Source organism: Rahnella contaminans (genome assembly GCF_011065485.1).
Lineage (GTDB): Bacteria > Pseudomonadota > Gammaproteobacteria > Enterobacterales > Enterobacteriaceae > Rahnella > Rahnella contaminans.
Genome location: NZ_JAADJS010000001.1, coordinates 1,266,552 through 1,287,359, shown reverse-complemented (window position 1 = coordinate 1,287,359; position 20,808 = coordinate 1,266,552). Strand labels below are relative to the sequence as shown.

Sequence of the window (20,808 nt, the reverse complement as noted above, 5' to 3'; positions counted from 1 at the left end):
AACAATAATGATCAATTTAACACAGTGTGAATTGTGAGTTAGATCCACAAGTTGTGTATTTAAAATAAACGTCTGGTGATTTAAATCACGAATTTAACGAATGTTAACGTATGACTTTTAAGTCAAACGGTTCTCAGATTGAACTTTTAAATGAGATCCCGTACTTTGGCTCGATTATCATGAGATTGCGTAAAATCACGGGCTGCAAAACGGGAAAAGCATGAAATCGAAAAGTTCGACATTAGAAGACGTTGCCCGCTATGCCGGTGTTTCCTATCAGACGGTTTCGCGTGTTTTAAACAAATCGGCCAACGTATCCGACGCTACGCGCCAGAAAGTTGAGCAGGCGATTGAAGTGCTGCGTTATGTACCCAACCGGCTGGCGCAGCAGTTAGTGGGAAAACAGAGTTTTACGATAGGGCTGGTGACGACCTCGCTGGCGTTGCACGCTCCGTCGCAAATTGCTGCTTCGGTGAAGAAATATGCCCACCAGGCCGGGTATCAGGTACTGATTTCAATGATTGACGAAGACGTGAATCAGAGCATTCAGGACTCCATTAACGAGCTGAAATCACAGCGGGTTGAGCGCGTGATCATCAACATTCCGCTGGAAAGTGCCGAAGCCGAACGCATTTACGAGAACAACCGCGACATTCTTTGCCTGTTTCTGGATGTGGATCCGACCAGCCCGGTGTTTAACGTTTGCTTTAATCCGGCCGACGGTTCGCGCGCCAGCGTGGAATATCTGCTTGATTTGGGGCATCGTGAATTTGCCTTGCTGGCCGGGCCGGAAGAGTCGGTGTCTTCGCGCCTGCGTCTGGAAAGCTGGCAGAAAACGCTGACCGAAAAAGGATTACAGCCAGTGACGGTGGTTCACGGCGACTGGAGTGCCAAAAGCGGTTACTACGGCGCGTTGCAGATTTTGCGGGAGACGCCGCAGTTTACGGCCCTGCTGGTAGGGAATGACCAGATGGCGCTGGGCGTGATCAGCGCGCTGCATCAGCACAACGTGGCGATCCCGCAACAAGTTTCTATTATCGGCTACGACGACACCTACGACAGCGCATTCTTCCATCCGGCGCTGACCACGGTTTCTCTGGATCTCGATTTGCAAAGCAAAGAAGCCGTCGGGCTTTTGCTGGCAACGGAGCCTGACACGACGTCGCGTATTTTGCCTGCGCAACTGGTCGTGCGAAATTCCACGCGCGCGCCGGGACAGCCGGACAAAGACCTTAACCAGATCGCCGATCAGCTCGATAAACTCGCCCGACAGCTGCGCGGCCAGTGACGTCCGGCAGATGTAAATAAAGATTTCAGAATGCTTTTGATAGCGTTTAAGATATGAAAAATTTCAAACGATAAACAAAAGGATATGACGGAATGACCGTATGGCAGTGTTTTGTTCGGGGCTGGAAAGGGTACGTGAAGTTTGAAGGGCGTGCGACCCGCAAAGAGTTTTGGGTGTTCACGCTGGTCAATATCTTGCTGATGATTTTGCTGACGGGGACTGTGGCGACCGTGATGGCGCTGGTGGGAAACCCTTACGGCGTGTTCTATGCCGGTATGGCCTACACTATTTACGCCCTGGCGCTGGCATTACCGATCCTGGCGGTCGGCATCCGCCGTATGCACGACATCAACCGCTCCGGCTGGTGGTTCGGCGGTGTTTATCTGGCAGGTATTGTGTCGCGTTTGCTCAACATGATCCTGATGGAATACGCGTCACCGGAAACCTATGTCTGGATGAAAATTACGCTGGGTATCGTGCTCGGCTGGATCCCGCTGCTGGTGATGATTTACCTGTGCTGCGTGAAATCCAAACCGTCACCGGAAGCAGATAACCGCATCGTCCGTTAAGCCTGTTTTCAACGGGAGTTTGCCGCCAGTCGCGCGGCAAACTCTTCCAGTTTTGCCTGCCCCCACGGCCATTCTCCGAAACCCGATTCCACATTGATATGCCCGGCCTCGCCGATATCCACCAGCTCGCAGCCCCACGCCTGCGCCCAGAACTGTGCGCGGGTAAAAGGCAATAACGGATCCGTATGGCTGGCGACCAGCAGACCGGGAACCGCCAGCGGCTCAGGTAAAATGTCATCGTCCAGACCAAAACGCATCGGTTCTGCGGGGGCGACCAGCATCACACCTGCGCAAAGCGGCGGATTGCGGTTCGCCCACACCAGACTGGCGAGCGCGCCAAAGCTGTGGCCAATCAGCAGCAACGGGTTTTTCGCCAGCTTCTGCTCGCGGTCGATAGCGGTGATCCAACCTTCGAGATCTACCTGCGCCCAGTTGCGCTGTTTCACCCGCAGCCACTGCGGATTTTGTTCATGCCAGCGGCTTTGCCAGTGTCCGGCTTCGCTGTCGCGTAAACCGGGAACCAGCATCCGCGTGATGTTTGGATTCTCATTCATTGCGGGAAAGCCATCAGTACGGTCGCGATTGCCAGCAAATCGGCACTGCCGCCGGGGCTGAGATGCCGGGAAATCAGCGCCTGATCCATCTCCTGTAAATCCTCTTTTTGCCAGCCGCTTTTCAGCAACTTGCGGGCATAATCCTGAACAAAATGCAGCCCGCTCAGCCCGCCGCGGGACACCAGATTCGTATCCGGGTTAAACGCCATCAGACGCAGCAGGGCGTTCAGACCACGGCGTTCAGGCTGGGTTTCTGTCTGCCAGTAAGGCAAAACATGGCGACGCAACGTCACGAATCCGCTCTGCACTTCGCCGCGCGCGCCGGTCATGCCGTGCGCCTGAAACAACCGTTCTCCTGCGGTCACCGGCTGGCGGCAATGTTGTAATTCCCGTTCCACCAGCCCTTGCGTGAGCGCGGCCACTTCGGCGCATAACGCCGTGCGGGTCAGCAGTTGGTGACGGGCGCTGATCCGGCCTGCAGCCGTACACAAAATTCCCAAAGAAAAAATGCCGCCTTTGTGCGTATTAATGCCGTTTGTTGCGCCGAACATCGCCTGCTCACAGGCCAGGCCGGCAGGGCGGATCCGCATCAGCATTGCCGTGGCCGGTTGCGCGGTATCCTGCTGGCCGAGCCGGTAAAACTGATGCAACCACGGCGTAATCGCACCGATGCTGCGCAAAAACATCGGCAAATCCATGTCACTGTGTGAACCGTTATTGGCGCTGTCCACCAGACCGGGTTTAGGCGTCAGCCAGACTTCCTGGCGGAGCGCGTCGGCCGCCAGGGTGGCGATGTCGGTACAAACCTGCGGCTCAATGAGTGCGATGCCAGCCATCAATCAGCGCCTCCACTTTGGCGATCACGTCGGGCAACGGATGCCGACGCGAACGCGCGCAGGCGTGGGCGGGGCCGTCACAGATAAGACACCGGCGGCTGGCATTATCCAGCGACCGGCGGCCTACAACGCCAGCCTCGGGGCAGATCACATCGAAATCCCATAAACGCCCAAGCGCATGTGATTGCTCAAGCGCGACGGTAGCCGCTTTCACTTCCGGCGCCGGGTGCTCAATGCTCCAGAACGCTTCCGCGCCGGTCGGCAACCAGAATACTGCGTGTTTGAGCACCGCCCAGCCACGTTGTAACAGCAGTGTTTCCGCCGCGCCCAACGCTTCGCGCATAACCTGGCGATAACTCACGCTATCTTTCACCGCGCCGGGCGTAACCAGCGTGAGAGAAATCAGGGTGTGTGGGAATTGTGTCAGCCAGTCGGTTTGCCGCTGCGCACGCTGTTCCTTTGCCGCCAGCAAATCCTCCAGACTGACGCCTGCATTTGCAGGCGTCAAAATCGTCATTATGCGTCCTCTTTGACCTGATGAACGACGTCAATCACGCTGCCGTCGCGGTAACGGATCACGCCCACGACGCGCTGCGTAAACTCAATCGGCTTCGGTTCGCCGGTCAGGGATATGGCACGCTGATACAACGTTTCGATATCCATGATTTTCATGCCGGCTTCTTCGAGCCGCTGGCGGATTTCAGGACGTGCCGGATTGACGGCGATCCCGTGGTCAGTGACCAGCACATCGATGCTTTCGCCCGGTGTGACGCGGGTTGTGACACGGCGCACGACGGTCGGAATGCGGCTGCGCAGAAGTGGCGCGACCACAATCGTCAGGTTGGCGGCGCTGGCGACGTCGCAATGGCCGCCCGATGCGCCGCGCATCACGCCGTCGGAACCGGTAATCACGTTCACATTAAAATCGGTGTCGATCTCCAGTGCGCTCAGAATGACGATATCCAGCTGATCGCAGCTTGCGGCTTTGGCCCCCGGATTGGCGTAAACATTGGTGGAAATTTCAATGTGCTGCGGATTGCGGCCCAGCGATGACGCGGCCTGACCGTCGAAGCATTGCGTATCCAGCAGCGTTTCGATCAATCCTTTTTCGTGCAAATCCACCAGACTGCCGGTGATGCCGCCGAGGGCAAAACGCGCGGTGATCTGGTTACGTTCCATCTTTTCTTCCATGAAACGGGTACAGGCCGTTGCCGCCGCGCCGGAACCGGTTTGCATTGAAAAGCCGGATTTGAAATAGCCAGAATATTCAATGACTTCGGCTGCCGTGCGGGCAATCATCAGCTCGCGCGGGTTACTGGTGACGCGAGCTGCGCCCACGCTGATTTTCGCCGGGTCGCCGACCTGATCGACTTTCACGATGTAATCCACCTGATCCTGCACCAGGCTGGCGGGCATGTTAGGGAAGGGCACCAGTTCTTCGGTCAGCAGCACGACGGTTTTGGCGAACTGCGCATCCACCATCGCATAGCCCAGCGAACCGCAGCAGGATTTGCCGTGCGTACCGTTGGCATTACCGAATTCATCACTGCAAGGAACGCCTAAAAAGGCGACGTCAATATTCAGCTCGCCGTCCTGCAAAAGTTTGACCCGGCCACCGTGAGAGTGGATCTGGACCGGTTCCTCCATCAGGCCGTGCGAAATGGCATCGGCCAGTTTGCCGCGCATCCCCGAGGTATAAATGCGCGTGATCACGCCGTTGCGAATGTGTTCGATCAGCGCGTCGTTGCAGGTCATCAGGGAACTGGACGCCAGCGTCAGATTTTTGAAACCCAGACGCGCCAGCGTGCCGACGACATTATTAATCACCTGATCGCCTTCGCGAAAAGCGTGGTGGAAGGAGATAGTCATGCCGTCTTTCAGCCCGCTGCGGGCGATCGCCTGTTCCAGCGAATCACATAATTTACGATGCAGGCGGGCATCGGGATCAGAAAGATACGGCGTGGTGCGGTGTGCTCCGTCGAAAGCAACCAGATGCTTCATGCCGGGATATTGGCTGTGCAACATTTCTGTTAAATGGCTCATTCTCTTCATATTCCTGTGCAAAATTGAGGGCTAGCGACGCACGCCGGAGGCGCTGGCGCGTTCAAGCACCACTTGTGCGTGGTTGATGATCGGGCCATCGATCATCTTGCCGTTGAGCGAAATTACGCCGAGGCCTTTGCGCTCGCCTTCTTCTGCGGCGGCGATAACGCGACGCGCGTAATCCACGTCTTCCTGCGTCGGCGCGTAAGCGTTGTGCAGCAACTCGATCTGGCGCGGGTTGATCAGGGATTTGCCGTTGAAACCCATTTTGCGGATAAGCTCGACTTCACGCAGGAAACCGGCTTCATCGTTGATATCGGAATACACCACATCAAAGGCGTCGATACCGGCGGCGCGCGCGGCGTGCAGCACGGCGCAACGGGCGTAGAACAGCTCAGTGCCGTCACCGCGCTCAGTTTGCATGTCCATCACATAGTCGAAAGCGGCCAGCGCGATGCCAATCAGACGCGGCGAACAGCGGGCAATGGCGACGGCGTTGATGACGCCAATAGCCGATTCGATGGCGGCCATGACTTTGGTGGAACCGACTTCACGCCCGCAGTCTTTTTCGATGCGTTCGATGTGCGCTTCCAGCTCGAAAATATCTTCCGGCGTATCGGTTTTCGGCAGACGAACCACGTCCACACCGGCGCGTACCACGGCTTCCAGGTCCTTCAAACCAAACGGCGTGCTGAGCTGATTAATGCGCACGACGGTTTCGATATCCTTGTACATCGGGTGTTGCAGGGCGTGGAACACCAGAATGCGGGCGGTATCTTTTTCGCGCAGGGAAACCGCGTCTTCCAGATCAAACATGATGGAATCAGGACGATAGATAAATGCCGTGGATAACATGGCGGCACTGGCCCCCGGCAGGAACAGCATGCTGCGGCGGAGTTTTTTCATCGTAACGTCTCCCAGTGAATATTTTCTTCCTGTGCTGCACGCAGTACCGCGCTTTGCACGCGGGCGCGGATAACGCAATCGAGCGCGCCTTTATCTTCAATAATCAGTAAGCCTTCTTTCACGCCAAGGGCTTCCAGCGTTTCGTTCACAACGCGGCGGATCTGGTCGCCAAACTGCTTGATTACTTCGCTGTTGATCACCACGCTCAGCTCGCTGGCCGGGGCGATTTTTACCAGCAAATCGCTGGATTCAACCGTACCTGCCAGCGCCTCCTTCACAATTTTCATTCGTTTTTTCCTGCTTTAACAAAGAGTGGTAGAAATAACAAGTTCATCGCTGCGCGCTGTTTCGGCGGGCGCCTCAGCGCAATAATGGTGTTCAAGATGCGTATACGTGCTGGGCGGAACAATGTCGCGGATGCGCGGTAACTGACAGGTTTTCAGCAATGCGCGGACTTCAGAGGCTGAAATCGCGATGCCACCGGCATGGCGTTTACGCGGCAGTTCAATAACGGTCAGCGGTTTTGAGGCCGAACGTGAGGGCGTTTCCAGCCAGTCGTGCATGTCGCAGTTGTACTGATGCGTGACCGGGCAGAAGGGCTCGCTGCCGACAAAACGATGCGTTATGCCCAGCGCCGGGGCGATGTACTGGCGGAAAATCAGCAGATCCATCACGCTCCAGGTCTGGTTCACCAGCCCGGCATCTTTAAGGAAATAACCGGGAAACGTGGCGCGTGAAATCATGTATTCAGAACCGGCGTGAACCGTAACATTCGGTAAATCGGCGACGCCCTGACGCACCATTTCCAGCCGTTCCTGAAACGGGAAATACGACACGTCTTCGCTGACCACAAACACGTGCAGCCAGTCGCACGTCGCCGCCGCCTGTTCCGCCAGATAACGATGGCCGAGCGTAAACGGATTGGCATTCATCACTACCGCGCCAACGCGCTGGCCTTCGTGATAATGGCGCTTCAGGGCGCGGCAATATTGGCTGATGCCGACCGGCGTGTTTTCCATCAGCACCGCGACGTTGTCCCACTGCACCAGCGGATAAAATCCGCAACCGCGAAAGCGTTCCAGATTGCCTGGACGGGTGTAGAGAAACAGATGGAGTTTGCCGCGCTGAACCGCAAAGTTTTCGACTTCACTGAGCAATCTGGCGCTGAGATTTTCGCCGCGCCAGTCTGCCGCCACTGCCACGCACTTGATGGTGTTACTGACCAGACCTGCACATCCGATCAGCCGTCTGCCGGAAAGGGCCACCACGAAATACTCGATATCATCATCCATGCCCAGCTGGCTTTGATGCAGCAGGGCGCGGATATCGGCCAGCAAGCCCTGAGGTGCCTGGCTGGTGGTGATGACGTGAAAGTCGGGTTCGTCACGGCTGAACATAATGCATTCCTGATATCGGGTATTGTTCAAATAAAACGGAGCATGCCGGGCACGAAGCCCGGCGTTTAACACGTTAATGGGCGGCAGGTGCATGGCTCACCTGACGGTCCGCGGCAACAATGACGTTGCTGAGATGACCGATTTTTTCGATTTCCACTTCAATGCGGTCGCCGGGTTTCATAAACAGCGGCGGTACGCGTTTCTTGCCCACGCCGCCCGGAGAACCGGTGATGATCACGTCGCCTGCGCTCAGTGAGGTAAAGGTACTGATGTACTCAATCAGCTCGGCAACCTTGTGGATCATGCTGCGGGTGTTGTCGTCCTGAACCATATTGCCGTTCAGCCAGGTGCGGATTGCCAGCGCATGCGGATCAGGAATTTCATCCGCCGTGGTCATCCACGGGCCAAAGGCACCGGTCTGCCGCCAGTTTTTACCGGCGGTAAACCAGGTGTGCTGCCAGTCGCGGGCGGAACCGTCCATGTAACAGCTGTAACCGGCAACGTGGGAAAGGGCGTCTTCGCGGGAAATATTTTCGCCCGCTGACCCGATGATGACGGCCAGTTCGCCTTCGTAATCAAACTCAACCGAACGGCTGGGTTTGATGATCGGGGAGGCGTGGCCGGTTTGTGAGTCAGCAAAGCGGACAAACAGCGTCGGTGCCGGATTGTGCTGATCGAACTCTTTGCGTTTTTCAGCGTAATTCATGCCGACGCAGAGAATTTTTTCCGGATTCTGAATGACCGGCAAAAACGTCAGGTCGTCAAAGCTCAGATCTGCCGGTCGGCTGGCCAGTTCCTGCGCCTGTGACAGTGCGTCGCCCGCCAGCAGAGCCTTGAGGTCGGGATAACGCTGGCCGAGAAGGCGGCCAAGGTCGATCATGCCGCTCTGCGTTGCGATGCCGTAGGACTTGCGCCCCTGATAGAGATAACTTGCCAGTTTCATAAATATGTCCTGAATTGAATCAATCAAAAATCACAATCGTGCTTGCCGGATAACGCTGTCAGACCAGGAAATTCCCCAGAATCAGCAGTGCTACCGAAACGTTGATCGCGCCGCCGATGCGGGTCGCGATTTGTGCGAAAGGCATCAGTTGCATACGGTTGCCCGCCGTCAGAATGGCGACGTCACCGGTGCCGCCCTGACCGCTCTGGCAGCAGGACACGATGGCGACATCAATCGGGTGCATACCGATTTTCTTGCCCACGAAGAAGCCGGTGGCAACCAGCGCGGCGACGGTGCTGACGATGACCAGCAGATTTGAAATAGTGAACGCGGCGACCAGTTCGTTCCACGGTGTGATAGCGACGCCCACGGCAAACAGAATCGGGTAGGTCACGGAGGTCTGGAAGAATTTGTACACCACCTGCGAACCTTCAAGCAGGCGAGGTGAGACGCCGTGCGCCAGCTTGAGCGCGACCGCGGCAAACAACATGCCGACCGGGGCAGGCAGGCCAATCAGTTTGTGTAACAGCATGCCGACCATGTACAGCAGAACCGCCAGCAGGGCGCCTGCGGCAATGGTGGTGACATCGGTTTTACCGCTGGTTGCCGACAGCGCGCTTTTATCTGCGGTGGCATTTTTGGCGGAAGGCATCAGCTGGCCTTCGCCGGTAAGATGCGGATAACGTTTACCGAGCTGATTGAGTGAGCCCGAGATAACAATGGCGGTCAGGCCACCGAGCATCACGATAGGCAGAATGCGGCCCAGCGCCACGCCCTGATCCATATGCAGCAACGTGGCGTAGCCGATAGACAGCGGGATCGCGCCTTCACCTACACCCCCGGCCATAATCGGCAGGATCAGGAAGAAGAAGATCTGGAAAGGTTCCATGCCCAGTGCCAGACCCACGCCCATCCCGACCAGCATGCCGACCACTTCACCGCACAACATCGGGAAGAAAATACGCATGAAGCCCTGAATGAGCACTTTGCGATCCATGCTCATGATGCTGCCGACAATAATGCAGCAGATGTAGAGATAAAGGATGTTGGTGCTTTTGTAGAATTTCGTGGTGGATTCGACCACGACGTCCGGCAGCAGGCCGTAATACACCAGTGCGGAGGGAATGAAGGTCGCGCAAATCGCCGCGGCGCCCATTTTGCCGATGAACGGCAGACGTTTACCGAACTCGCCGCAGGCAAACCCGAAGAACGCTAACGTCGCCACCATCACCACGATATCGCTCGGCAGTTTGCCGTCCAGACAGTCGATGGCAATCAGCACACCGGCCATCACAAACAGTGGTAAAGGAATAATGCCAATTTTCCAGGTGTCGAGAATGTGCCACCATTTATCTTTTAATGAGAGCTGTTTTGCAGGCACTGAACCTGCGGGAACAGAATAAGTGTCGTCGGTTGTACTCATGATGAATCCCCTGTGTCAATTTGTGCAGGGAGTGTAAGAGAGATAATAACCGGTATTATGTGAAGTCCCGCAAGTTAACACCGATATTTTAAAGGAGTGAAAGGTTTTTATGGTTTTAATTAATTCTTATGGTTTTGCTTAATATGTTTTTCTGTGGTTTTTATGGTGTTATTTGTAATTATAATATTACTGTTAATTTATGGTGAAATAACTGTTGTGAACTTTGCTATCAGCCGCAGGGGGCTTGCTGCGCCTGCGGTTGTTCTGCGGTGTGCCTCGCAACTTTGATTTTCCCATCTGACAGAAATAGCCCCGGATGATAAAGTGCCGTCACTGTTAATAATTATCTCAGCGCTCTTTATAACGGATGTCACGATGCAGTTTCGACCCTCTTTCCAGATAAAGCTTTTTATTTATCTTGTGGTTTTATTCGTCACGCTGTTTTCAATAGTGGGTGTTTATTACTATCACGATATTGAACGTCAGTTATATGAAGATATGGGTGTGCGTGCAAAAGTACAGGCAGAAGAAATTGCACTTATACCGTCGTTAATTACCGCAGTGGAAAATAAGGATGTTTCTGCAATTAACAGACTGATGAGGAATATATCCGCGCACAGTGACGCGAGTTATATGGTGATTGGTGACGGAAAAGCGATGCATCTTTTCCATTCCATTTATGCCGACCGCGTGGGTAAGGCGCTGGTCGGCGACGACAACGTCGATGTGCTGGCGGGTAAAAGCAGCACCACTGTGCGCCTCGGCGGTATCGGCCTGTCGCTGCGCAGCAAAGCGCCGATTTTAAATGCGCAGGGCCACGTCATCGGCATCGTCTCTGTGGGATATCTGACCAGCCACATTAATACGCTGACCGTCGAGAAAGCCATCCGTATTCTGGTGGCCGCCGCGACGCTCCTGCTGGCGCTGTTTACCTTCTCGTGGTTTTTCTCGCGCTCGATTAAAAAGCAGATGTTTTCGCTGGAGCCACGAGAAATCGGTCTGCTGGTTCGTCAGCAAAAAGCGCTGATGGAATCCATTTATGAAGGCGTGATCGCCATTGACGGGCAGTCGCGTATTGCCGTGATTAATCAGGCGGCGAAAAAACTGCTGAATCTGGACACACCCTCGCGGGAACTGCGCGGAAAACCGCTGGAAGAGGTGATTGTGCCGGTCAGCTTTTTTGATCGTCAGGTCATGCTGGAGAAAGATATTCACGATGAAATCTGCCTGTTCAACAACCTGACAGTGGTCGCCAGCCGTGTGCGGATCATGCTGGAAGACCAGCTTCAGGGCTGGGTGATTACCTTCCGGGATTGCAGCGACATCGATCGCCTGAGCATTCAGCTCAGTCAGGTGCAGCGCTACGCCGATAACCTGCGGGTGATGCGCCATGAGCAGCTGAACTGGACGGCAACGCTGGCCGGGCTGTTACACATGGGTCGTTACGATGAGGCGATCCGGTATATCGAAGCGCAATCGGAAAGTGCGCAGGAACTGCTGGATTTTGTCTCGGCGCGGTTTTGTTCGCCCAGACTGTGCGGATTGCTGCTGGGGAAATATGCGCGTGCGCGTGAAAAGGGCGTAGAACTGGCCTTCGATCCGGCGTGTGAATTAACGCATTTGCCTCCGATGCTGAGTGAAACAGAGCTGATGTCGGTTATCGGTAACCTGCTGGATAACGCCATCGAAGCCACCCTGCTGCGCGGCGAAAATGCCGGGCCGGTTGAGGTATATATCGTTTCCACCCGCGCGGATCTGGTGATCGAAGTCGCCGATCAGGGCGTCGGTATTGCACCGGAGCGGCGCGAGCAAATTTTCTCGCTCGGTGTGACGTCCAAACGGGAAGGGGATCACGGGCTGGGGCTGCATCTGGTTGCCAGCTATGTCAGCCACGCGGGTGGCACCATTGAAGTTTCTGATAACTCCCCGACAGGTTCTGTTTTCTCTGTCTTCATACCTGACGGGCTGCCGGTCCATTCAACCGGAACAACGGGAAAAGCATAAATGATTCAAGCTGAAATGATTGACGTAATGATTGTGGAAGATGAAAACCAGCTGGCGCAGCTTTACGCCGAGCTTATCGATAATCACCGCTGGCTGCGGCTGGTGGGGATGGCCTCCACGCTGCGGGAAGCGAAGAGGCTGATTGAGGAAAAGCGGCCGCAGCTGTTGCTGCTGGATAACTATTTGCCGGACGGACAGGGGATTTCCCTGCTTGAAAATGATGTGCTGAAGAAAACGAATTGCTCGGTGATTTTTATTACGGCGGCCAGCGACATGAACACGTGCAGTCAGGCGATTCGTTCTGGCGCGTTTGATTACATCCTCAAACCGGTGTCCTGGAACCGTCTGCAACAATCGCTGGAACGGTTCATTCAGTTCAGCCAGACGCAGCGGGCGTGGAAAGTGGTCGATCAGCAAAACGTCGACAGTCTCTATCAGCTACAGGCCAAAGACTTCACGCCCAAGGCCGGAAACAAAGGCATCGAAGAGAACACGCTGAATCTGGTGGAAGCGATTTTTATACAGGATGCCGGGCGCTGTTATTCGGTCGATGAAGTGGTCAGTGAAACGAAGTTAAGCAAAACCACCGCCCGCCGGTATCTTGAGCATTGCGTTCAGAAAGGGGATTTGCGGGTGGAGATGCTGTACGGAAAAATCGGGCATCCCCGCCGGATGTACCGGCGGGCGTAACGCAGGGCTTTATTGCGTTTTTTTCTCTCTCGGGTATTTCCACAACCAGCGGCCGCTCGCCATACGCCAGTAGAAAAAGATACCGCGTACGATCCAGTCGAGGAACATCCCGAGCCAGATACCCACGACGCCGAAATTAAGCACGATACCGAGGAAGTAGCCCACTACGATGCGACAGCCCCACATGCCTACCATGGAAACGTACATGGTGAAACGGGCATCGCGCGCGCCTTTCAGCCCGGCAGGCAACACCCAGGAGGCGGCCCAGAATGGCATAAAGGCGGCGTTCAGCCAGATCAGGATTTTTACGACGTCGATAACGTCCTGTTCATTGGTGTAGAACCGCGCCAGAAGCCCGGCGAACGGCACAGACATAAAGGCCAGCACGCAAAGCCCGAAAGTCGATAGCCAGAAAATATGCCGCAGCTGGCGTTCGGACTGGGCGATTTGCCCTTTGCCCAGACGGGTGCCGACAATAATCGTTGAGGCCGACCCTAAGGCGTTCCCCGGCAGGTTAATCAGGGCGGCAATCGAGAAGGCGATGAAGTTACCGGCAATCACGTTGGTGCCCATGCCCGCCACAAACACCTGCGTCAGTAATTTGCCGCCGTTGAACAGTACGGATTCAATACTGGCCGGAATACCGATGCCCAGCACTTCGCGCAGAATGTTGGTATTGAGTGGCAGAAAGTAACTTTTGAGGGAGATTTTCAGCGACGGGTTAAAGCCGATCATCAGGACAAAAATGACCGCCACGGCACCGATATAACGGGAAATCGTCAGCCCCAGACCGGCACCGATAAAGCCGAAACCCTGCCAGCCGAAGCAGCCGTAAATGAGCACGCTGCTGATGACCAGATTGAGGATGTTCATGCCGCCGTTGAGCAGCATCGGGATCTTGGTATTACCGGCACCGCGCAGGGCACCGGAACCGATCAGCGCAATGGCAGCGGCCGGATAACTCCAGCTGCTCATCTGAAGATAAGAAAGTGCCATTTCTTTCACTTCAGGTTCAGCGTTACCGGCAATCATGTCGATAATGACATGCCCGGAAAACTGAAGCAGCACCGCCAGAAGCACGGCGAAAACGGTCATGATCGCCAGTGACTGGCGGGCGGCCGCGCGGGCGCGTTCGTGGTCAAGTTTGCCCAGGCTGAATGCAACGACAACGGTGGTTCCCAGATCGACCGCGGCGAAGAAAGAGATGACCACCATGTTAAAACTGTCGGCCAGCCCGACACCGGCCATCGCTTCTTTGCCCAGCCAGCTGACGAGGAACGTGCTCAACACGCCCATTAACAGAACGCAGGCATTCTCAAAGAAAATTGGTACTGCGAGGGGCGTTATTTCACGCCAGAACAACGTACGGTATGAACGCCGTTTCGGATACCAGGGCGTGCGCTCGATGGCTTTGCGCAAAGAGACGATGACGTTTTGCAAGAGAATTCCAGGGTGGCAGAAAGTAGAACAGCGTTTTAATTTATGATGGTAAAAGACTTCGCATTATGCAAAGTCTTTTTCATCCAAAGCTCTAATTAAATTGTTAAAAAAGAATTAACGGAAAGGCGGTTCGTTAAAGGTACGTAATTTGCGTGAATGCAGATGATCGCCCTCGGCGCGCAGCAGGTCGATGGCGCAGATGCCGATTTGCAGATGTTCCGAGATAGCGCCTTCGTAAAATTTATTAGCCTGTCCCGGCAGCTTGATTTCGCCGTGCAAAGGCTTATCAGAAACGCACAACAACGTACCGTATGGCACACGGAAGCGGTAGCCTTGCGCGGCAATGGTGGCGCTTTCCATATCAACGGCCACGGCGCGGCTGAGGTTAAACCGCAGCGCAGACGCCGCATAACGCAGTTCCCAGTTCCGGTCGTCGGTCGTCACCACGGTGCCGGTACGCAGACGTTGTTTGACTTCTTCGCCCGGCATGCCGCTCATCATTTTTGTGGCGTCATACAGCGCGCGCTGCACTTCGGCGATGCTTGGGATCGGAATGTCCGGCGGTAACACGGCGTCGAGAACATGGTCGTCACGCAAATAAGCGTGTGCCAGCACGTAGTCGCCGATAGACTGCGTTTCGCGCAGCCCGCCGCAGTGACCAATCATCAGCCAGACGTGCGGACGCAGCACGGCAAGGTGGTCGCAGATGGTTTTTGCATTCGCCGGGCCAACGCCAATATTGACCAGCGTAATGCCTGCACCGTCGCGGGCAATCAGGTGATAGGCGGGCATCTGGTGTTTTTTCCACGCCAGATCAGAAACGGCTTGCTCCGGATTTTGCGTCTCAGCGGTGATAAATACGCTGCCTGCGCAAGCCAGCGCTTCATACGGGCTTTCAGGGTCGGCGATTTGCGCGCACGCCCAGCTCACGAACTCATCGACATAACGGGTGTAGTTGGTGAACAACACATAAGGCTGGAAATGCTCGATCAGCGTGCCCGTGTAATGGCGCAGACGAGCCAGCGAGAAGTCGGCGCGCAGCGCATTAAAATGCGAAAGCGGGAAAGTATCGCCGGGATATTGCAGGCCGTCCGCGGTTTCATCGCCAATCTGCGAAAGTTCGGTGGTCGGGAAATGTTTTGCCAGCCCCGCACTCATTGAGCGATCCAGCATCAAATCTGAACCGTCGATCACGTAGGAATAGGGGATTTCCTGTTGTGACGGCACGACTTCAATCAGCGCGTCATATTCTTCTTCGAGCAGGGAAAGCTGTTCCAGCAGGTAATCGCGAAACAGTTCGGGATGGGTGATGGTATTGGCATAGCGCCCGGGATGTGAAAAACGTCCATAGGCGCGGGTCGGGTTTTTCGCGGGCGTGACGCCATCCCAGCTGACGCGTAATTCCGGGTAAACAAACAGCCCGGCAGCTCTGGCCGCAACATCCGGCAGCTTACCCTGAACGATGAAATCTTTAATCGCATCCCGCAGGGCGGCAACGGAGTTGTTGTACATCTCCTCGAGCTTATCAATCGCCTGTGCGGAGGTGAGGGATTTGTTATCCATACGTTTTTCCTTTGTGCTTCGTTCATCATCATTCTTTCTAAATATGGCTTGTCTGGCCGGAGCCGCCAATGTTTTATTGGAGCGCGGTGGCCGGATGATGATTTTATGAGCGTATGAAGTGAGCATGAAAGGAAACGTCAGAATCTGAACCGGAGAAGCCCGCCAGTTTCCCGGCGGGCAAGATGCAAAGTTTTCGGCGGTGTTTACCCGGCCTGCGGGCGGATCACGCGTTTTTGCGCCATGTCGAGCGTCAGCCCGTCGCCGGGAATAATATTTTTCAGTGCGTCATATTGCTGGCAGAGAAACGCGATACCGGCCTCGCGGGCAATAATTGCGCTGTGGGAAACATCGCTTCCCGCGCGCAGGCAAATGCCTTTTATCTGCTGCGCATCGAGCTGCAAAACCGTTGAAGGGAAAATGTCGTCGGCGATAAGAATCGCAGGCCAGCTGATGGCCGGTTGCGCGACGGATTTGCCTGCCAGATGCGCCAGCGTGCGGTTTCGCAAATCTTCGATATCGATATAACGCGCCTGTAAATAGCTGTCGTTGAGCTGTCGGTATTGTTTACTCAGGCCGGTCATGACCGAATCCCACGCCCACGAGGCGCTGCAATATTTCTCGCTGATGATCCGGCACGCTTCTTCATACAAATCTGCATCATCGAGCAGCATGTGATGGCCGGAAAATATGGCGGCAATATCGGCGGAGTATTTTTCTTCGGCCATGACGGTGAGCACGTTCAGGTCATCCAGCGTCAGTTCGATGGCGCGCATTAAATTGCGCTGTTCCTGCAAGACGTCCGTGCAGGGTTGCAGGCCGGGAAGCTGATGCGGTAAATCCCACAACACGGCGCTGCCCTCCACGCGGGTAAGAAGAGGTGCAGGCGCAGGGTTTTCTGCTTTCGCGATCTCCGCGCTTTCGCCAAAATCTTCGGCTGCCAGCGCGGTAAATGCGGCCAGCGCAGCGTCTGCCTGGGGTCCGCGTGCCAGCAAAGTCAGCGGGTCATTGCAACGCACCTGCAACAGGGCAATCTGGTTGATGTTGTCCGGTGTTGCCCGTTTTCCGTCTTTCTCCAGAACCAGTTCGGCATCAAAGCCGGAAAGCGCGGCTACCAGACGCGAGGCAGGGCGCACATGCAAACCGTTAGGATTTCTGATCATCACCGACGCCGACCGCACGTCACGATCATCGGCAAAAGAGGCCACCACCGGCGATGACGGTGTGTGCGGCGGTAAACCCAGTTGTACGCGTTTTGCCTCCAGGGCGTTCATCGCGTCGTTAATCACTTTGTCGATACCGGCACCGGCCGCCGCGCTGACCGTGGCGGCCAGGGTTCCTTCGACCAGCGGTGCTGCGCACAGCCGGACTTTGGCGGCAATTGCCGGATCGAGTAAATCCAGTGCAGTTTCTGCACTGAGCAGCGCGCTGCCAATGTCCATCATCACCAGCACATGATCGGTATCGGCGACGGACTCAATGGCTTCCATCACCTTGATCGGGTCCGTGCCAATCGGATTATCCACATCGTCAATGCCCGCAGCGATGGCCAGTTTGCAGCCATCGCCCGATAACATCTGCCGCGCCAGTTCTCCAACGCCATTGCCCAGTTGGGCACTATGAGAAACGATCACCAGGTTTACCATCGCGTTTTCCTTACTCTTTGGCTGCCGCTGCCAGCATCTGAATCATGAACATCACCGAGGTGGCACCCGGATCCTGATGGCCGATGCTGCGCTCGCCCAGATAGCTGGCGCGACCTTTGCGCGCCTGCATGGTGATGGTGGCATGCGCGGCGGCTTCGGCCCGTTCACTGGCCGCATCCAGCGCGGCGCTGACAGACAAATGCTGCCCGCTTGACTGACGCAGTGAATCGACCACCGGCAGCCAGACGTCGCACATGGTTTTATCGCCGGGCTCGGCCTTGCCGCGGCTGATGACGCCTTCTGCACCTTCGCGGATCATCTCGCACAGTTCTTCCAGCGTCAGGCTTTGGTGCGCCTGCGTTACCGTCGCGGCGCGGATAAAGAACGTCCCGAGCAGCGGGCCGCTGGCACCGCCGACGTTGGACAGCAGCGTCATGCCGGTGTTTTTGAGAATAAAACCAATGTCTTTGTCGGCAATAGACGGCAGTTTTTCTACCACTTTGCTGAACCCCCGGTGCATGTTCAGGCCGTGATCGGCGTCGCCTATTTCCTTATCCAGCCCGGTCAGAAAGTCACTTTCCTTGGTGAAAATATCCCCGCAGCGGTAGAGCCAGTTGACGATTTGCGTTCTGTTCAGTGACATGTGTTGCTCCTTATTTTCCCCAGTTCAGGCCGGGGGTATGCACCGGCGCATCCCATAATGCGAGCGTGTCGTTATCGACTTTCAGCAGCGTGATGGAAAATCCTGCCATATCCAGAGACGTGCAGTACGCACCAACCAGGTTGCGTTCGATGGTGATACCGGTTTGCTGGCAGCGTTGTTCGAGGCGGTTATAAACACCATAAAGTTCAGACAGTGGGGTCGCACCCAGATTATTGACCAGCGCAATCACGCGGTCTCCGTTGCCCAGCGCCTGTTTACCTTGCTGGACATCCTGCCAGCTGCCTTGCGCGGTATCCCACTGGCGCAGCGTGCGGCTGTAAGTGCCGTTTTCCAGCAGCGTGTCGAACATTTCATCCACGGTCTGATCGAGCGAACTGAAGCGGCGGCGGTCGATGCCCGGTTCGCCGTGAATACCGACGCCGAATTCCATTTCGTCATCTTTGAGCGTGAAAGAGGGTTGTCCGGCGGCAGGCACGGTGCAGGCACCGAGTGCGATGCCAATGGAATGACCGAGGTTATTGAGTTTTCGACCCAGTACGGCGCAGGCCTCCAGCGAATCACCGCGTTCAGCAGCGGCACCCACCAGTTTCTCGATAAGCACGGTATTGGCTACGCCGCGGCGTCCGGCGGTGTACAGGCTGTCTTTTACCGCGACATCATCATCCACCACCACAGTGGAGACTTTTACGCCGCTTTCGTGCAGCAGTTCAGTGGCAGTTTCGAAATTAAGAATGTCGCCGGTGTAGTTTTTGATGATCAGCAGAACGCCTTCGCCGCCGTCGATATGCATGGCGCATTCGAACATTTTGTCCGGCGTCGGCGAGGTGAAGATTTCACCGGGGCAGGCGCCAGACAACATTCCGTGGCCGATAAAACCGCAGTGCATCGGTTCGTGACCGCTGCCGCCACCGGAGAGCAACGCCACTTTTCCGGCCACGGGCGCATCGGCGCGGGTGACATAAACAGGATCCTGGTGAAGTGTCAGTTCCGGGTGGGCCTTTGCCAGCCCGTTCAATTGTTCACTCAGCACATCTTCTACACGGTTAATGAGCTTTTTCATTATTCGTACTCCGTCGGAGGTTATCTGAAGCTGCCCCTTATAGGCGGTGGCAGTCATCGTGCGTAGGGTTACCGGTCATTGTCACCTGGCCGGTAGAGTGATTCTGGATGAGTTAGCGGCAAAAAGAATTTCGGAAAAATGAGTTCCAATACGGAACATGAATCAGAGGTTTTTGTTTCTAAATGGAACGTTTTGGAAAGGAAAAAACCGAAACTGGGACACAGCGCTATTTTCTGACGGCCATTCACGGCAAAGATAGAACCCCGACAGACAGTTTTTTGCGCCTGCACTGCGATTCTCAGCACGACAGGCTGTTTAGTTGTTTTGCTGTGGTGAATGATTTTGAAGAAAACGGCAGACAGCGATCGCAATCCGCACTGTTTTTATGGCTTTACGTTTCATTATGAAACGCGTTGTTTTTCACAAGGTTTCAAATCAGAACATAAACGCGAAAGATTTATTTGTGCTTCGCGAGTCCTAGAGTGATTGCATCACGTCGGGACAACATTTCGCGCCGCAGGTTATTGAAAGCAGAGCGGAACGTAAACCGGCGACATTCTGCAAACATGGACTATCTGAGGGCGAAAACAATGCTGAAAGTAATTCAATCTCCGGCCAAATATCTTCAGGGCGCTGACGCGTCTGCGTCATTCGGGCAATACGCTAAAAATCTGGCGGAGAGCTATTTCGTGATTGCTGACGACTTCGTGATGAAGCTCGCCGGGGACAAAGTGATTAACGGCCTGCACGATTACGGCGTCAGCAGCCACGCGGAACGCTTTAAAGGTGAATGCAGCCACGCCGAAATTAAGCGCCTGATTGCCATCCTGAAACAAAAGGGATGTCAGGGTGTGGTCGGTATCGGCGGCGGCAAAACGCTGGATACGGCAAAAGCCATCGGCTATTACCAGAAATTGCCGGTGATTGTTGTGCCGACGATTGCGTCAACGGATGCGCCGACCAGCGCACTGTCCGTGATTTACACCGAAGCGGGTGAGTTTGAAGAGTATCTGGTTTACCCGAAAAACCCCGACATGGTGGTGATGGATACCACGATTATCGCGAAAGCGCCGGTGCGTTTGCTGGTCGCCGGAATGGGCGATGCGCTGTCGACCTGGTTTGAAGCCAAAGCCTGTTACGACTCCCGCGCCACCAGCATGGCGGGCGGCCAATCCACGGTGGCGGCGCTCAGCCTGGCGCGTTTGTGCTTCGATACGCTGCTGGCGGAAGGCGAAAAAGCCCGGCTGGCCTGCGATGCTGATGTTGTCACTGAGGCGCTGGAACGCATTGTTGAAGCCAATACCTATCTTAGTGGCATCGGTTTTGAAAGCAGCGGGCTGGCAGCGGCGCACGCAATCCACAACGGATTCACAATTCTGGAAGAGTGCCATCATCTTTATCACGGCGAAAAAGTGGCGTTTGGCACATTGTCGCAACTGGTGCTGCAAAACAGTCCGATGGACGAAATCGAAACCGTTCTCGGTTTTTGCCACAAGGTCGGGTTACCGGTGACGCTGGGCGAAATGGGCGTGAAAGAGGGGATTGAAGCGAAGATTATGGCGGTGGCGCAGGCGACCTGTGCGGAAGGGGAAACCATTCACAACATGCCTTTCCCGGTTTCGCCGGACAGCGTTTACGCCGCTATCGTGACCGCAGATAAACTGGGGCAACAGTGGCTGGCGCGCTGAATCGCCGCGAATAACTGATCTGACCGTTCATCTGCGGCATAACGTTTCCCCTCTGACTCGGCGATAAATGCGCATCAGAGGGGTTTTTTATGACACA

General features: G+C 55.4%; 20 protein-coding genes. 6 read left to right on the top strand and 14 right to left on the bottom strand.

Annotated features, from left to right (window positions below):
- The first annotated feature begins 220 nt into the window (after positions 1-220).
- On the top strand, positions 221-1,288 hold the full coding sequence (locus tag GW579_RS05765) for a LacI family DNA-binding transcriptional regulator (protein WP_165058031.1): 1,068 nt from the start codon (positions 221-223) through the stop codon (positions 1,286-1,288).
- 92 nt (positions 1,289-1,380) lie between these two features.
- The gene (locus GW579_RS05760; protein WP_165058029.1) at positions 1,381-1,857 is read left to right on the top strand and encodes a DUF805 domain-containing protein; all 477 of its coding nucleotides are present in this window, start codon (positions 1,381-1,383) and stop codon (positions 1,855-1,857) included.
- An 8-nt stretch (positions 1,858-1,865) separates the two neighbouring features.
- Here GW579_RS05760 and GW579_RS05755 read toward each other — a convergent pair whose 3' ends face one another.
- The 9 genes from GW579_RS05755 to GW579_RS05715 all read right to left on the bottom strand — a co-directional run bounded on the left by GW579_RS05755 (position 1,866) and on the right by GW579_RS05715 (position 9,959).
- Entirely contained in the window at positions 1,866-2,411 is a 546-nt protein-coding gene (locus GW579_RS05755) for an RBBP9/YdeN family alpha/beta hydrolase (protein ID WP_165058027.1), read from the bottom strand.
- Positions 2,408-3,247 (bottom strand): triphosphoribosyl-dephospho-CoA synthase CitG, encoded by an 840-nt coding sequence (gene citG / locus GW579_RS05750; protein WP_165058025.1) that lies wholly within the window; start codon positions 3,245-3,247, stop codon positions 2,408-2,410. The genes GW579_RS05755 and citG overlap by 4 nt, the downstream gene beginning before the upstream one ends.
- Entirely contained in the window at positions 3,225-3,764 is a 540-nt protein-coding gene (gene citX / locus GW579_RS05745; protein WP_165058023.1) for a citrate lyase holo-[acyl-carrier protein] synthase, read from the bottom strand. The genes citG and citX overlap by 23 nt, the downstream gene beginning before the upstream one ends.
- Positions 3,764-5,290, bottom strand: coding sequence for a citrate lyase subunit alpha (gene citF / locus GW579_RS05740; RefSeq protein ID WP_165058022.1), 1,527 nt, complete (start codon positions 5,288-5,290; stop codon positions 3,764-3,766). The genes citX and citF overlap by 1 nt, the downstream gene beginning before the upstream one ends.
- Positions 5,291-5,320: 30 nt before the next feature.
- A complete protein-coding gene (gene citE, locus GW579_RS05735; RefSeq protein ID WP_101075837.1) occupies positions 5,321-6,196 on the bottom strand; it encodes a citrate (pro-3S)-lyase subunit beta in 876 nt (291 codons plus the stop codon).
- Positions 6,193-6,483: a citrate lyase acyl carrier protein gene (gene citD / locus GW579_RS05730; protein ID WP_104921538.1), complete on the bottom strand. Its 291-nt coding sequence runs from the start codon at positions 6,481-6,483 to the stop codon at positions 6,193-6,195. Before citD ends, citE begins: the two co-directional genes overlap by 4 nt.
- A 15-nt stretch (positions 6,484-6,498) precedes the next feature.
- Complete coding sequence (gene citC, locus GW579_RS05725; protein WP_165058020.1) at positions 6,499-7,593, bottom strand: [citrate (pro-3S)-lyase] ligase; 1,095 nt, start codon at positions 7,591-7,593, stop codon at positions 6,499-6,501.
- Positions 7,594-7,666: 73 nt separating this feature from the next.
- Positions 7,667-8,536, bottom strand: a complete 870-nt coding sequence (locus tag GW579_RS05720; protein ID WP_152326847.1) for a fumarylacetoacetate hydrolase family protein — start codon at positions 8,534-8,536, stop codon at positions 7,667-7,669.
- Between the two features lie 58 nt (positions 8,537-8,594).
- The gene (locus GW579_RS05715) at positions 8,595-9,959 is read right to left on the bottom strand and encodes a 2-hydroxycarboxylate transporter family protein (protein WP_165058018.1); all 1,365 of its coding nucleotides are present in this window, start codon (positions 9,957-9,959) and stop codon (positions 8,595-8,597) included.
- Between the two features lie 375 nt (positions 9,960-10,334).
- On the opposite strand from GW579_RS05715, the gene GW579_RS05710 reads away from it, so the two are divergent.
- Positions 10,335-11,963, top strand: a complete 1,629-nt coding sequence (locus tag GW579_RS05710) for an ATP-binding protein (RefSeq protein WP_152326849.1) — start codon at positions 10,335-10,337, stop codon at positions 11,961-11,963.
- 3 nt (positions 11,964-11,966) lie between these two features.
- Positions 11,967-12,653, top strand: coding sequence for a response regulator (locus GW579_RS05705; protein WP_259230396.1), 687 nt, complete (start codon positions 11,967-11,969; stop codon positions 12,651-12,653).
- 9 nt (positions 12,654-12,662) lie between these two features.
- Here the strand turns inward: GW579_RS05705 and GW579_RS05700 are convergent, their stop codons facing one another.
- The 5 genes from GW579_RS05700 to dhaK form a co-directional block, all read right to left on the bottom strand.
- Positions 12,663-14,093 carry an EmmdR/YeeO family multidrug/toxin efflux MATE transporter gene (locus tag GW579_RS05700; RefSeq protein ID WP_165058014.1) on the bottom strand — a complete coding sequence of 477 codons (1,431 nt, stop codon included), beginning with the start codon at positions 14,091-14,093 and terminating at the stop codon, positions 12,663-12,665.
- A gap of 114 nt (positions 14,094-14,207) precedes the next feature.
- Positions 14,208-15,782 carry an AMP nucleosidase gene (locus GW579_RS05695; RefSeq protein ID WP_268959541.1) on the bottom strand — a complete coding sequence of 525 codons (1,575 nt, stop codon included), beginning with the start codon at positions 15,780-15,782 and terminating at the stop codon, positions 14,208-14,210.
- Positions 15,783-15,859: 77 nt separating this feature from the next.
- On the bottom strand, positions 15,860-17,299 hold the full coding sequence (dhaM, locus tag GW579_RS05690; RefSeq protein ID WP_165058012.1) for a dihydroxyacetone kinase phosphoryl donor subunit DhaM: 1,440 nt from the start codon (positions 17,297-17,299) through the stop codon (positions 15,860-15,862).
- A 10-nt stretch (positions 17,300-17,309) separates the two neighbouring features.
- Complete coding sequence (dhaL, locus tag GW579_RS05685; protein ID WP_152326854.1) at positions 17,310-17,942, bottom strand: dihydroxyacetone kinase subunit DhaL; 633 nt, start codon at positions 17,940-17,942, stop codon at positions 17,310-17,312.
- 10 nt (positions 17,943-17,952) lie between these two features.
- Positions 17,953-19,023, bottom strand: a complete 1,071-nt coding sequence (gene dhaK, locus GW579_RS05680) for a dihydroxyacetone kinase subunit DhaK (protein ID WP_165058010.1) — start codon at positions 19,021-19,023, stop codon at positions 17,953-17,955.
- A 182-nt stretch (positions 19,024-19,205) separates the two neighbouring features.
- Between dhaK and GW579_RS05675 the strand changes: the two genes are divergently transcribed.
- Both GW579_RS05675 and GW579_RS05670 read left to right on the top strand, forming a co-directional pair.
- Positions 19,206-19,430 (top strand): hypothetical protein, encoded by a 225-nt coding sequence (locus GW579_RS05675; RefSeq protein WP_165058008.1) that lies wholly within the window; start codon positions 19,206-19,208, stop codon positions 19,428-19,430.
- 183 nt (positions 19,431-19,613) lie between these two features.
- Entirely contained in the window at positions 19,614-20,711 is a 1,098-nt protein-coding gene (locus tag GW579_RS05670; RefSeq protein WP_165058006.1) for a glycerol dehydrogenase, read from the top strand.
- The last annotated feature ends 97 nt before the right edge of the window (positions 20,712-20,808 follow it).